7 protein-coding genes are annotated in these 15319 nt (G+C 41.5%); 5 read left to right on the top strand and 2 right to left on the bottom strand.

The window, feature by feature from the left end:
• Positions 1–374 precede the first annotated feature (374 nt).
• A complete protein-coding gene (locus tag AC23P2_RS17450) occupies positions 375–704 on the top strand; it encodes a hypothetical protein (RefSeq protein ID WP_487774382.1) in 330 nt (109 codons plus the stop codon).
• Positions 705–799: 95 nt separating this feature from the next.
• Here the strand turns inward: AC23P2_RS17450 and AC23P2_RS17445 are convergent, their stop codons facing one another.
• Together AC23P2_RS17445 and AC23P2_RS17440 are read right to left on the bottom strand one after the other, a co-directional pair.
• Entirely contained in the window at positions 800–4219 is a 3420-nt protein-coding gene (locus AC23P2_RS17445) for a DUF4175 family protein (RefSeq protein WP_487774381.1), read from the bottom strand.
• 209 nt (positions 4220–4428) lie between these two features.
• Positions 4429–6630 (bottom strand): penicillin acylase family protein, encoded by a 2202-nt coding sequence (locus AC23P2_RS17440; protein ID WP_487774380.1) that lies wholly within the window; start codon positions 6628–6630, stop codon positions 4429–4431.
• Positions 6631–6745: 115 nt separating this feature from the next.
• Between AC23P2_RS17440 and AC23P2_RS17435 the strand changes: the two genes are divergently transcribed.
• From AC23P2_RS17435 to AC23P2_RS17420, 4 genes are all read left to right on the top strand, one after another.
• Positions 6746–11290, top strand: a complete 4545-nt coding sequence (locus tag AC23P2_RS17435) for a leucine-rich repeat domain-containing protein (protein WP_487774379.1) — start codon at positions 6746–6748, stop codon at positions 11288–11290.
• Between the two features lie 20 nt (positions 11291–11310).
• Positions 11311–12558: a T9SS type A sorting domain-containing protein gene (locus AC23P2_RS17430; protein WP_487774378.1), complete on the top strand. Its 1248-nt coding sequence runs from the start codon at positions 11311–11313 to the stop codon at positions 12556–12558.
• Between the two features lie 72 nt (positions 12559–12630).
• Entirely contained in the window at positions 12631–13995 is a 1365-nt protein-coding gene (locus AC23P2_RS17425; RefSeq protein ID WP_487774377.1) for a glycoside hydrolase family 140 protein, read from the top strand.
• 91 nt (positions 13996–14086) lie between these two features.
• Positions 14087–15292 carry an ABC transporter permease gene (locus tag AC23P2_RS17420; RefSeq protein WP_487774376.1) on the top strand — a complete coding sequence of 402 codons (1206 nt, stop codon included), beginning with the start codon at positions 14087–14089 and terminating at the stop codon, positions 15290–15292.
• Positions 15293–15319: the final 27 nt, after the last annotated feature.

Here is a 15319-nt window from a genome sequence, read left to right as displayed (position 1 = left end):
TATCACAAAAACAATGATTTATCTATTTTTCTTCTACACCACCCAATAACCATCTTTACAAAATTCAATTATCGCGGAATAATACCATATAATAAACAAAATATTATTTTGTTTTAAATTGTATTTTATTTATTTTTCATTTAACTATTACTATTTGGCTGCATATTATTGGTATATTTTAAGAATATTATTCTGTTTTCTACAATTTCAATAACCACTCATCCCTTAAAATAATCCACTTATCCATTTTCAATTCTTCTACCCAAAAAAAGGCTGCACATTTGCATTGTCATCAGAACAACAACGACATCTCTGATACACCACAACAGCCAAAAGCAGATTGCTAAATCGTTAATTTTAAACAGAGTACCACTATGAAATCTATTATGATTGCCCTTGTTTTAAGTGTTTCGACACTTGGACAGTTCGCAGAGGCACAAGATGGCAAAAGCCTCCGCACCCAAACACAGATTGCCGAACAATTGATGGCATCTTTGCCAACACACGATAACTTCACAGAGCCTACGTCAACAGTATTGTTCTCGAAAAATGATTTGCGCTTAATCTCAATGCTTCCAACGCAGGATGTAAACGTAGAGATTCCAGCCATTGTAGTAGAAAACGTCGCGGTAGCCAAATCAACAGTTATTGCACCTTCTACCACAAAAACAGAAGTAAAGAATACGACTCGCGCTGACAAGTAGGCGTATTGAAATAAATAAGTGTAAGTGTTTGCAAATGAGATACATGAAAAAAGGCGGGTTAACCCGCCTTTTTTCATGTATCAGTACTTTTATCCTTACTTTCCTCCTGTTTTTCGGAAGTAATTGTCGGCTTCTCGTTTATAGAAAGGTGCAAAACTTGGTGGCACCGTGCGCAACAACTCCGTTTGGCGTTGCTTTTCTTTCACGTATTGTTCAAAAGCCGCAGGCGGTGTTTTTGGCTGAGGCTTGGCCGTTTCTGATTTCCGTTGGTTGTCTTCTTCTTGCTGACGTAGGGCTTTTTCCGATTCCAACAAACGCGTCACAATCTCTTCTTGGCGTTTTATCAAATTAGGATTTACTCGCTTATTCACCAAATCCGTTTCGGTTTCGTCCATTTTTTGCATCAAATCTTTGACTTCATTGCCCAGCTTTTTACCAGCTTCAGTCCCTTTCTGAGAGTCCATCAGTTCTTTCATCATCTGGCGAATCATGGCTTGCTCAGCCGCCATTTTAGCTAATTGTTCCGACATTTGGCGCCCTCCCATGCCACCTTGGCCACCTTGCTGGTTTTTCTGAAGTTGCTGAATCCGCTGGTTCAGTTGCTTTTGTAAATCACCCATGCTTTGCCCTGGGTTCTTACCTTTTCCTTTTTTGCTACCTTTCCCTGGCATACTCATCGCCATCATGGCCGCTTGCATTTGTTGAAGGGTTTGGCTCAACATCAACGACAAATTGTTCATCGACGTCATCGCAAATTGCTGCTTGCTAGTGGCCATATTCAGACGGCGTTCGCGAATAAAACGCGTACTTTCGGTCATGTGAAACTTCATGTCGTTCAGTTCGCGGGTAACAAAAGTCTGAATTTGCATCACTCGTTTTGCCAACGCGTAGAGGCTATCTTCAATCACCTTGGCGTCGTCCTGTAGCTTGAGTTGGTCTTGTGCCAATTTGATAAAACGAGGATCTTGCAGCCCTACGCCGCGAAAATCTTTCATTACGCGTTCTTGGTCAAACGACAAATGAATGAGGTTTTCGAGAATATCGCGGAGGTTGTCAATGTTTTCGTCCATCGCTTCCATTTCGGCACTCTCCATCGACTCCTGCATTTTTTGCGCCATTTTTCTCATCGACTTCGCGGCGTTTTTCTGCGACTTCGAAGCGCTTTTGTTTTGCTTTTGTTGCAGCTGTTTCGAGCTGTTCTCTTGTTCCTGATCGACATCTTTTTGGTCTTCTTTGCCCGTATCAATGTCATTTTTATCGTCTAGCTCTTCATTGAGCTTTTCAAGTTCTTCAATGTCCTTCTTGGTTTCGTCAAACTCCTTGTTGAGCTCTTCCTGCTCTTTTTTAAGCTCTTCTTGTTTTTGCTCCTGTTCTTTGTTTTGACCGTCTTTATTTTGTTGGTCTTTGCCCTTTTGGTCTTTCTCTTTCTGCTCTTGTTCTTTGGCCAGCTGCTCGGCTTTTTCGGCGAGTTTTTCTTCTTTCTCTGCCATTTCGTTCAAATCCTTCTGGATCTGCTCGGCCTTTTGCTGCACCTGCATTTGTTTGAACATCTCAAGGGCCTTCTCAATTTCCTTTTGCGCGTTGAACTCCTTGTTTTTCAACTTGTTCATCAACTCTTGCATTTTATCATCGCGTTGTTGTTGATCCAAGAGTTTCTCAAGTTGTTCGTACAATTTTTGCGTTTCTGGGTCAAGCAGTTCTTTCATCAGTTTTTGCAACTGTTCCATTTTTTGCTTCATCTCAGGACTTTGTTCCGAAAACCTATCTTGCTTTTCTTGCGAAGTTTGCGCTTGCTCCTGCATACTTTTCATGTCGTTTTGCAGTTCATCGCGTTTTTTCAACAAGTCTTCAATTTGTTTTTTGTCCTTGAAATCCAGCTCTTTTTCGCTCTTCAAACGCTGGTCGAGTTTTTCGATTTCTTTTTGTAAGCTCTTAGCTTTTTGAAGGGTTTTGTTGATTTGGGCTTCGGTTTTTTCGGCCGACTTTTCGGCCTCAGCCCGCACCTCCTCTTTCGACGGAACGGCAAAATCAATCATGCGCGATTTGGCGGATTTAGGCCCGTTTACCCCGTCATTGTCCCATACCTGCACATAGTATTCGATGCGGTCTCCAGGCGTCAGGCGAAGGCTATCCACATACCACTGAAAATAGAACGTTTGGCTTGTCGTAGATTTATTAAAAGGAATACTAAATCCTTTGTAAGCCACCTTTTTAGGGTCGGTTTTATCGGTTTTACGGCGCAAATTATAGAAGACCCGCAGGTTAGAAAATCCATAGTCATCAGCTATGTTACCTCCCAACACAAAATAATTATACAAGGTCGTATCTTGGTAATTCTCAAGGGTCAATGTTGGGTGCTTGTCGTTGATGACATTGAGGAAGTAGCTAATTTTCTCACGGTTTTGCGAATCATCGTTTTTGAGTTTGATTTCGTAATTGCCCGAGCGGCGCACCGTACGTTTAAACTCGTAGCCCCCCGTCAGTTTGCTCTCAGCAGTGTAGGCTTTTTGGTCACCTTCAAAGGCCAATGACATGTCTTTGGTGGCATCTGTATTAAAATCCCAACTAATGGTTGTCCCTTCGGGAATCGTCAAGTTCCCCACGTTGCTTAACTGCTCAGCGGGTTTTCCCAAATACGCAGGATAATTTAAAGTAACATCAAATGACAACAAACTTGGGCGTTCGGCCACAGTCAATTCATACTCTTTCGACTTATAACCCGCTGCCTCAAATTGAAAATCAATCGGACGTTGTACATTTTTGAAAGTATAAGAATACGTGTTATTATCTTCGGCATCAAGTTTAAACTTCGCCTTGTTATGAACTACATAAACAGCTTCTGGCAAAGCCCCTCCTGCCAACGACAATCGAAGCGTAAAATCCTCATTACGAAACGCTTTTAAGTTTGGATTGTCTAATTGAAAAGTAAAAGGAGCGTCATTAAATTCTTTTTCAAAGTGAATGATACGGTCAGAACTGCTGGCAAAAAAGCGGGGATTGATGGCCAAAACCAACGCAATAGCGGCCAAAGGATACACCGCATATTTGAGGTAACGGCGGTTTTGCTCAATTTTGATGGCATCCGAAAACCGAACAATCATCAATTGCTTTGATTTCTGTTGAATACTCGCCTCAATCAAGTCAGTTTGCTGTCCCGACAAGCCACGAAGCTGGAGGGTATTGACAAGTTTATCACCAATTTCGGGAAAAAAACTCCCAATCTGGCTGGCAGCTTCTTCGTCCGACAGTGATTTACGCAACCCCCATAAGTGAAAAATGGGAATGGCTACCCACCGCACAAGGGCATAGCCCAAGATGCCGATAAATCCATAGAAAAGCGCAGCTCGTACGCCCGAACTAAATCGCCCAAAGTACTCTAATGTGTTGACAAACAGATAGGCTGACAGAACAAAAGCGGCCGCAAAGATGACGCCTTTTATGAGCTGATTGAGGTAAAATTTCCGCTTGTACTCACCAATGCGCTCCAGCAGTACGGAAAGGGTTGGGGTTGTCATAAACTCGATTTTTTTATTGGCTGGTGTTTAGTCAATAGTAAAGTAACTCCTTGTACGAAGATACGTTTAAAGATAACGCAAAAATGATGCAAAAAGTAATGGTTTGCTAGAAAGATTCTGCGGATAACGCATTTTGGGGGACATCTATGGCCTTTTTGCCGACGATTGCTTGGGTTTGTTTTCTTATTATGTTTCAAAAAAACACCCTGTTATTCTCCAGGCTTATAAGTTCGTTCGGCATTTGCCAAAACATCCTTTTTATAAAAAAAGATTTCCTTAAACTGCGCATTGATATATCCATTGACTTGATCCGTATAATGAGGCGAAGTCGAGTCTGTACTAGCCCCTCCTGTCAATACTGTTTTGGCTTTCAACACTTTACCAAATTCAACTGCTGCCACAAACGTGTTACCTGTGGCTCCATAACGAGCCTTGGTTTGCATTGATTTCCGACTTACATAGGCATTGAGTGAGCCCATGTAACCTGGGGTAGCAGGCACTGCCCAGCTTTTCTCGGTGTCACTAAAAGGTTTCCCCTCCGCTGGGCGCTGAAAACGGTTGATTTTCCCCCAAGACACTTCCCAAGTACCAAAATCTTTCCGCAAATCCATCACTACCTGACTAAGCATCTTGACTTGTTCGGCAGGCGACAAAAAATCAACCGACAAATTGGAGCCGTTGGTTACTGAGTATTGTTCTTCATTGGTGATGGGTTTGGGCAATTTGGCCACGTTCATTTGCACCAATCGTTCTGTCCATAATACGGCCAAGGTCGTTGCCACAGAAGAAGTATCAGTACGATAATCCCAAGTGCTCAACGTTTTGATTGCCTCTGCCAAAGCGGCAAAAACTGTGTCGTTTTTTACCGTCTCGAAAGATGCAATCAGCGTTGGAATAAAACGTGCAGCATTGGGTAAATAAGGGTCGTGAGCGGCCTTAATTACGTCGTCCAACGTCGCATTTTGAAGTTGACTTAACACCCGAACGGCATTAACCGCTCTTGGGGTATTTCCGTCAGGAAGCATATAAACAGGCTTTCGATTCATGACTGAATCAAACTTCCCTGCGGCATACAAAGGCGTGGAATTACAGTTTTGAACCCAACCATTGGCAGGATTGATGTAATGTGGCAATTCCTCCAATGCGTGCGTTCCTTGCCATTCAGTTTCTTTAACACTGCCATCCACCTGGCGTTTCCAATCGTAGGAAGGGTTACGTTTTGGCACAAAATTACCGTGCCAGTAGCCAATATTACCGTCGCGGTCGGCATAAACGATGTTGTTGCCCACCATTACTCGTTTGTTGAGCACCTTGGTAAATTGCGCCAGGTTTTTTGCCTTCATTTTCTGCCAATTTATTGCCAACAAATCAATATTCGACTCTTGAGATTTGAGACTTATCCACTTTTTATTGCGTACTGCTACTACTGAGCCATGGTGAGTACGGTAGATGGTAAATGTTTTGGACAACAACTCATTGCCCTTTTTATACTTCAGTGTTACTTTTGAGCTATCGACTGCTTTCGATTTCCCCTCATACTGATAAACATAGCCATTTTCTTTTCGCGTTACGGTTTCGGCATACAGGTCTTTTCCATCCGACAGTGTCACGGGGTGCATCCAGCCTAAATGTTCGTTGAATCCCTGAAAAATATTGAATTGCCCCAAAAATGGAGCTCCGTAGGAATTAAGTCCTTCTTCGCTCACGAGGTGAATTTCGATACGACCATAAAACTCTGAGTGGGGATTGATGAGTAAAATTGAGTTTTTGTTTTGTGTCCGTGAAGGAGCAATCGCCCAGCCATTGGATCCACCCGCTTGCTGAAAGTCATGTTCGGGCAACTGACTCACAGAAGCCAAAGAAACACTGGCATCTTTGCCATAAAATGCCCGAAACTCGGCCTCGGTCAAGTTACTGTTGGCAATGGAAGGGATATTGTTCATCAATGCCATCCAAGGCTCAACGCGTGTGAGTAACCTAGGCTTTAGTTGAGGATGCGAAAGCAAAAAAAAATTAATCCCAGCGGCGTAGGCATCACACAATTTGCGCAACCATTTCGGAGAGTGATGGTACAGTTGAAGCGCTTTGGTAGGGTCAATAAACGTTCTTGCCCATAAATCTTGGTACAAATCCGTTTCACCGTTCACTTCTGCTTGTCGTCCAAGCCTAACTATCAATGAGTTTTCTACTTTATTAAAAAACTCTTCGCACTGAACGTACATCATTCCAAACACGGCGTCAGCATCGGTTTTAGTATATACGTGAGGGACTCCCCACTTGTCTTTGACGATGGTGATTTGGTTGGCTTGCTGTTGCAACTTGGCGACTTCTTCCGTTGAGAAATTTTGGGCAAAAGCGAACGATTGTACTAAAAAACCAATAAGGGTTGGAAAAATAAACCGCTGAAGCATGATGAAGAGTGAATTTTAGGTTAACGAAAAAATCAGGTTTTTAACTTGTTTATCTGGAATTTGTGCGTTAGAATTGCTTACTATTCCAAGTAAATCTAGTGAAAATACCCTTGCCATGAAACCTATTTTACTTTCTTTTTCCGCATCAAACGTTTGCAAATGGCTTTTTTTTGCTTTGATAGCCCTTTTAGGTATATCTCCAACACAAGCCCAAACCATTACCGACAATGCCTTTGCAGGAGCCATCCGAGAGGTGTGTCCAACTTGTATTGACGACGCCAACAAGCTGCTTTTCCCCGCTACGAGCCTTACGTCTTTGGACATCTCCAACAAAGGAGTCAGTGACTTAAATGGGATTGGTGGGTTTACATCTTTAAAGTCCCTGAATTGCCACAGCAACAAACTCACCCAATTACCAACACTTCCATCTACCCTGACGACCCTCCAGTGCGATGTCAACCAAATCACGAGTTTACCAACTTTACCTGCTGGTTTGACTACGCTGTCTTGCAGCTATAATCAACTACCATTTTTACCCAATCTTCCCAATACCCTAACCGCCCTGGCCTGCAACAACAACCAGCTTACTAACTTACCCGACCTCCCAAACACACTGACATCGCTCACGTGTTCCAACAATCAGTTGGTGACCCTGCCAAATGCCTTGCCTGCGGGTCTTAAAACATTGTTTTGTTTATCCAACAAACTTACCCAATTACCAACCCTACCCAATAGCCTCACAACCTTGTACTGTCAAGAGAACCAAATCAGTTGTTTGCCCGCCTTGCCTAGTTCTTTGTCAGTTTTATACTTAGATACCGATAAAATTAGCTGCCTACCCACGGCCATAGCAGACTTGAAGGTTTATAATGCCAAGGGGAATCTTGTGGAAGGGATGGAGGCTTGTGTGACGATAAGCGATCCAAAATTTGCCGAAGCTATTCGTAGTGCCTGCATTCAATGTATTGATAATTGTGACAATCTGACACCTTATGCTTCAACAGTTCAATCCCTTTATCTTGAAGACAAGGGCATCGTTTCGATTAGTGGAATAGAGCAATTCCGCTCACTACAAAGCCTCTATTGCGGCAAAAATAGGCTTAAAGCAATTCCAGATAATTTGCCTGCTAGTTTAAGAGATTTATCTATCGAATACAATGAACTAACCACCCTACCAAAGTTACCTTCTGGACTCAATCGATTGAATTGTAGTAACAACCAATTGACGACGATTCAAAACCTACCCTTTTCTTTAGAAATCTTATTTTGTAATCTCAATAAATTAACTCAAGTGTCTGATTTACCATCTAAATTAACCTATTTCAACTGTCAAGAGAACCTTTTAACGACTTTACCTACATTACCCCCGACTTTAATTACTTTAATAGCCAATAACAATAAGCTTTCTAGCTTACCCAGCTTGCCAAATAAACTCCAACAGCTGAATGTCGGCTTCAATCAACTTACGAAGCTTCCGACTTTCCCTAGCCAATTATATTTACTCGACTGTAACAACAACCTCCTTGAGTGTTTACCATTGTTGCCTACAGTAATGAGAAATTTGAATATCAGCAACAATAAAATTACGTGCATACCTAATAAGCCAAATGGAATTTATATAAACTCCAATGGTATAAATGTACCTATATGTGGATTTAGTGACTCCAATTTAGCAGCGTCTGTTAAGCAAACATGTCCAAATTGCTTTGATGAGTGCGGACGACTTATCCCTGCTGAAGTAGGTAAAATAAAAACACTTGATTTGAGCAATAAAAACATTTCAAATATTTCAGAAATTGATTTATTAACGTCTCTTGAGTCCTTAAATTTAAGCAACAATCCATTAATCAAGTGCATTCCATCTATCCCAGCTTCATTAACATCGCTTACTATTGATACCACAACTATTAAATGTGTACCTTCAAATTCACTATCGTTAAAAATTTATAGTAGCTCAGGTGAATTGCTAGTCAACTTCCCAAGTTGTATAACTATCAAAGATGCCCAATTTGCTAATGCAATCAGAAATAGTTGCAATAATTGTATTAACGAATGTAACCAATTACTGCCTGCTACAAGTACATTGAAAAATCTAGTTTGTTACAATGTAAAAGATATAACTCATATTGAAAAACTTATAAATCTGGATGAATTCAGTTGCTATAATTGTGAAGGAACTGAGCTACCTAAGCTTCCAGAAAATTTAAGAAAACTTGAATGGATAGGTGGCTCTCTATCAAAAACATCTAACTTACCTATTAACCTTTCTATTCTACATATAAGTAGCAATAAAATCACACAAATCGAGTCATTACCTAATTCACTAAGGGAATTTGATATAAGTAATAACCAATTAGTGTCTGTTATAAATTTACCCAATTCAATTAAAATTCTTGAGATAGGATACAATCAAATACAAGAGATTGGAAACTTACCGAATGACCTAACAATTTTAACATGTGAGAATAATCAAATTAAGTCTTTACCTACTCTTCCTCAAAATTTGCAATTTTTAAATTGTGGAAATAACAAATTAATAACATTACCAGAACTACCTAATAATCTTGTAAGGTTGTACTGTGAAAATAACGTTGATATGACTTGTCTTCCACTTTTACCAAATTCTTTAAAAGAACTTATTATTATTGGAAACACAAAAATCGCATGTCTTCCCAACAAAGTATCACTTCAATATTTCGTAAACAATGGTAATTCATCGCTTCCGCTTTGTGGATTAGCAGACATAAACCTTATTAAGGCAGTCCAAGGGCAATGCCCCGCTTGCTTTGACGCCTGTTTTAATCTTAACAAAAGTGAAGTAGAAAAAATAAAAAGTATTGATTTGACAAACAAACAAATAACCAACCTAAGCGGACTAGAACTGTTCTCGAATCTAGAAACTTTAATTGTTGCCGACATACCTGCAAATTGTATCACAGCTCTGCCAAATTCGCTCACTTCTCTGACCATTAACCCAGAAAAAATCACATGCTTGCCCGCTCACAACGCTAGTTTAAAAGTGTATAATATTGAAAATCAGCTTATTCCTACACCACCACAATGTACTAAACGTATTTCAGACTTAAATTTCGCAAATGCTATCCGACGAAATTGTCCCACTTGTATTGATGAATGTAACCAACTCTTACCTCCTGCTAATCAACTCGTTTCACTAACTATTCCATACTCAAATATCAAGGATATTTCAGGCATCTCTAATTTTAGTTCTTTAGAACGTCTAATTGTAAGTAATAATTTGCTTACCTCCCTTCCAGAATTACCCGCTTCACTATCGTACATCGACGTCAGCAATAATTTGTTAACTAGAATTTCAACCCTACCTAGCAAAATAACAACGCTCATTTGTTCATTCAATAAAATTTCAAAAATCGACAGTTTCCCAACGTTACTTCAATCAATAGAATGCAATAATAATGAACTAGAGCTTCTACCTAAATTACCAGAAGACTTGAAAACTTTAATACTTAATAACAATTTACTATTAAAATGCTTACCTTTTCTTCCGCCAAACTTGCAAACATTATATATTTTCAGCACTCCTCTTATTAACTGTTTACCAAATAGACCTCCCAACTTGTATATTTTAGGCGAAGGAAACAATCAAATCAACCTCTGTGGACTTCCAAACGAGAATCTTAAAAAAGCTATCCTTAGCATTTGTCCTACCTGTTTTGATGAATGCAGCAAATTAATAATTTCAGAAGTTAACAAAATCACAACACTCAATCTTTCAAATGCAAATCTTTCAAGTTTAGTAGGGATTGAAGTATTTAATAATCTAGATTCATTGGTGTTGACTAACAACTCAATTACTTGCTTACCTCCCCTACCATCAAACATTAACTCAATCACTATTGATTCTTCAAAAATCAAATGTGTTAGCTCCTCAAATTCAAATTTAAGAGTGTATGCAAGCAATGGACAGCGTATTTCTAAACCAACTTCCTGTGGAACCTACATTCCAGATATTAACTTTGCTACTGCAATTCGCGGATACTGTTATAATTGCATCGATGATTGTAATTATTTATTGCCACCTGCCGCATCACTCACTTACTTATCAGTAAGTTATAGTCGTATAAACGATTTGACTGGTATTGAGGGGTTCGCATCTCTCCAGACGCTATATGCTTCTGGAAATTCACTCAAAACTTTACCCAAATTACCCTCTACTTTACGCACGCTGGAAGTAAGGTCTAATGCTTTACAATCCATTAGTTCTCTACCTAATAATATTACTGAATTATACATCAGTAATAACTCTTTAACACAATTACCTGCACTTCCAAACAGCTTACAAAAACTAGATTGTATCAACAATAAACTTTCAACAATTCCAACTCTACCCGCTTCTTTGATTGACCTACGCTGCTCGTACAATCAAATCACCTGCCTTCCATCTCTGCCTTTTTCACTGAACTATTTAGAATTTGATAGCCATAAAATTGGGTGTTTAAAAAACCTAAAAAGTGGCATTTCTTTACGAACTCCGTCAAGTCAACAACTTACTACCTACCCCGAATGTAGTAACCCCATTATTCTTTCGGACGTCACTGCCAATGTCCCTAATCCTGTGGCACCAAGCACAACAGTTTCGTTGGTTGTAAAACGCAACTATACAGGCAACGTAAGAAATTAAACGACAGTGATTATTCTGACTTGCAAATTGATACCATTTCGGCCGCAACAAACACTGACTTTGTCTATACAATCCCCAACGTAACTGTCGCCGACAATGGCAGTGCATATCGCTTGATGGTCACTTCGGCCTGTTCTGGAACTTTCACGGCAAAAGCGTTTACATTGGCGGTAAAAGACGAATCGCTCTCTCCACCGACAATCACAGCAAGTCCTCGTGATACGGTATGCCTAACCCAAACGATTCGGCTCACCTCCAACTGCCCCCCCGCCTCCGCTACCATTTGGAGCACAGGAGAAAACGCACCTTTTATCGACATCCATTCGTCCACGCAAACAAGTCGAACTTTTACGGCAAAATGCAGTACAGGCGCCCTTCAATCGCCCGAAAGTCCCGTTAAAACCATTTTTTGGAAACCGTTTGAGGTAATTCTCATCAACATTGGCCAATCAAAAAGTGCAACCAAACAAGGACAAAACATCGCACTTTCTACTTGGAATTCGCAATTTGTTACCCCCGACAATGGTCCATCTTTGGCCTTTAGCACACAAGCGAACCCTAGCATCTATTATCTCGATAATCCCAACAAAATTCAACCTCGTTTTTGGACAGCTTACGTTGATATTTGTGATGTTTCTAGCGAAGGTTCTGTTTCGTTTGACATGCTGGCGACCCCAGAGATTGGCATTCCTGTTTCCTTCAACACGCATGAAAATAATGCGCCCTATTTCATGTACGCCAATAGAGACGGTTTTACGGAGTTATACGCCCAAAATCACCCTAATTTTGGTTTTTACGCAGAAAACGAAAACAAGCAAAACCGCTATGATGATGGTCTGCCAGAGGGTTTATATAAGCTCAGTATTCGTTATTGGACGCAAAAAGGCTTAGGGCTTGCACCAGCTGTGAGGATACCCCAAGGGACAGCCCTTACCTACCAAGAACACTGGTTTCGCATTCAATCAAAGGTGGAAAATAAATCTACCAGACTTTCCGCTGACTCATCTACAGATGTTGCTTCATTCAGTATTACGCCCAATCCAGCCGCTACTACCGCCGTTCTCAGTGTGAAACAAGCCAAGCAACAAGAAATTCAGTATGAATGGGTGGACGTTACTGGACGGGTGCATCATAAAAGTCAATTTGTTGCCGAGACAAACAATCACACGGAGCAGCTTAACATCTCTAACTTGCCAACGGGGCTTTATTTCCTACGAATAACCACCCCAACCCAGCAAGTAAATTTGAAAGTAACTAAACTAGATTAACCTCCCCAAAGCCGACTAACCATCGGCTTTTTTTAGTACTTTCGCCCTCCTAAACTGAACCACTTCAACCCTATGAAACGATTTTTGTTGACCTTTTCATCGGTAATTTGCCTGAGTTTTTGTGGCTTCGCTCAACCTGCGCCCAAGCAAGCTCAGTGGTCCAAATTGTACATTGCCCCCGACAAGCGCGTCATTTCGCGCGGCGATGGCAAACCGTTCTTTTGGTTGGGAGATACCGCTTGGGAATTGTTTCATCGGTTGACCAAAGAAGAGGCTGATTTCTACCTTAAACGTCGTGTAGAACAAGGCTTTACGGTCATTCAGGCCGTGGCACTGGCCGAATTTGACGGACTGGGGCAACCCAACCAATACGGACAGCTTCCCTTAAAAAACAATGACCCTTCTCAACCTAATGAGTTGTATTTTCAACACGTTGACTATGTGGTCAATAAAGCTGCCTCGTTGGGGCTTGTGATTGGAATGCTGCCCACGTGGGGGGATAAATTTAACAAAAAATGGGGAGTAGGTCCCGAGGTTTTTACCCCCGAAAATGCCCGAATATACGGCCAATGGCTAGGAAAACGTTATAAGGGGAAGCCCATCATTTGGATTTTGGGCGGCGACCGTAACCCCGAAACTGAAAAACATTTTGCTACCATAAATGCAATGGCCGAAGGCTTAAAAGCAGGACACGGAGGCACCCAACTTATGACCTATCATCCCATGGGAGGAAGCAACTCAGCCGCATTTTTTCACAAAGAAAGCTGGCTCAATTTCAACATGTTTCAGTCGGGACATTCGGCAAAAAATGCCAAAAATTACGTCATGCAGCGCCAAAATTATCAGCTTTTTCCCGTAAAACCCACCCTCGACGGCGAGCCTCGCTATGAAGACCATCCCATTGATTGGAAACCCGAAAAAGATTATTTCAACTCCCACGACGTTCGCCAGGCAGCTTGGTGGGCGATGCTTTCTGGAGGAGCAGGCCATACTTACGGCAACCATAACGTTTGGCAATTTTTTGACCCCAATCGCAATCCAGCCATTTCAGTAGCGCGTACCCACTGGCGTGCCGCTACCAACCACGAGGGCGCTTGGCAAATGGGCTACATGCGTAAACTTTTTGAAGCCTATCCTTGGGCGCAATTGATTCCTGACCAGAGCGTTATAAAAAACGAAAATACCGAAGATGCGGGTTATCAGATGGCTGCTGTTAGTGAAAATAAAGATTTTATGTTTGCCTATTCTCCAACAGGAAAACCATTAAAAATTGACCTTGCCAAGTTCTCTATATCTCAACTCAAAGCCACTTGGTTTAACCCCCGCGATGGTGTTTCTACGCCGATTGGAGCCATCAAAAACGAAGGTATTCAAGAATTTAAACCTCCCGTAGCTTGCCCTACCTGTGATTGGACATTGGTGATAAGTAATAAATAAATTGCTCCAGCGAGGCTACTTTTTTAATGCGTTCAACCTGAACCCGAAACAGGAAACAGGAAACAGAAAACCCGAAACTGAAAACAGATAAATGAATTTTCCCTTATTTGTAGCACGTCGTTATTTTACTTCTAAGAAAAAGAAAAGCTTCATCAGCCTCATTTCCAACATTTCAATGTTAAGTGTGGGAGTTGGGACAATGGCGTTGGTGATTGTGATGTCGGTCTTTAATGGCATGGGAGAACTGAATCGACAGCTATTTCGGAGTTTTGACCCCGACCTTAAAGTTACACCCGCTCAAGGTAAACGCTTTACCCTTTCGTCCAAAACACTGGCTGAATTGCGGGCAACGGAAGGCGTTAAGTTTGTTACCCAAGTGGTAGAAGACAATGCCCTTGCTACCTACGGCGATCGTCGGGTAGTGACAAAAATCAAGGGAGTCGATGAGACATTTATTCAGCGCCATCAGCTAGATACCGCCATGATTGAAGGAAAATTTGCCCTGACCACCGACAATGAACCCAAGGCAATTGTCGGTGGAACGGTACAGCAGCTGCTTGGCATTTCGGTCAACAATCAGTTTACCCCCCTCGAACTCGCCTACCCTCGTTCGGATGTAAAAACGCTTAATTTGACCAATGCTGACGCTTTTAACCAACAAATTATTCGCGTCGGTGGAGTGTATATGTTAGAACTGCGGTTTGACGATTACGTGATTGTGCCCCTCGAATTTGCCACCGAACTACTTGGATATGGCCACCAACGTTCAGCGCTTGAAATTCAGCTTCAACCCGATGCAAAAGCAGAGCAAGTACAAACTCAAATCCAAACCTTACTTGGAGATAAGTTTGTAGTACGTACCCGCGACGAACAAAACGCCGATCTTTTACGCGCCATTCGCATCGAAAAATTGTTCGTAACCGTCACGCTTGGACTCATTATTTTGGTAGCAGCAGTCAATATTTTCTTTTCCCTTTCAATGCTGGTGATTGAAAAACGAGACGATATTAAAATGCTATTTGCCATGGGCGCCACTGCCTCCACCATTCAACGCATTTTTTTGTTAGAAGGCAGCCTTGTGGCATTCACTGGGGCGTTTATTGGACTGATTTTAGGCATCATTGTTTGTTGGTTTCAGCAAACCTACGGCCTTGTCTCCATGGGTATGGTCAGCTCGGTGGTAGATGCTTATCCCGTAAAAATGGAGTGGCCAGACTTTGTTATTACGGCTGTCACCGTCATTTCTATCACGATTTTGGTGTCGTTTATTCCCGCTCAACGTGCAAGCCGACTTTAATTTGAGGCTGACATTTTGACCGAAACA

The sequence above is a fragment of the Runella sp. R0.1_18 genome, from assembly GCF_057652155.1.
Note: the sequence above shows the minus strand (reverse complement) of the source record. Positions and strands in the feature narration are given on the sequence as shown.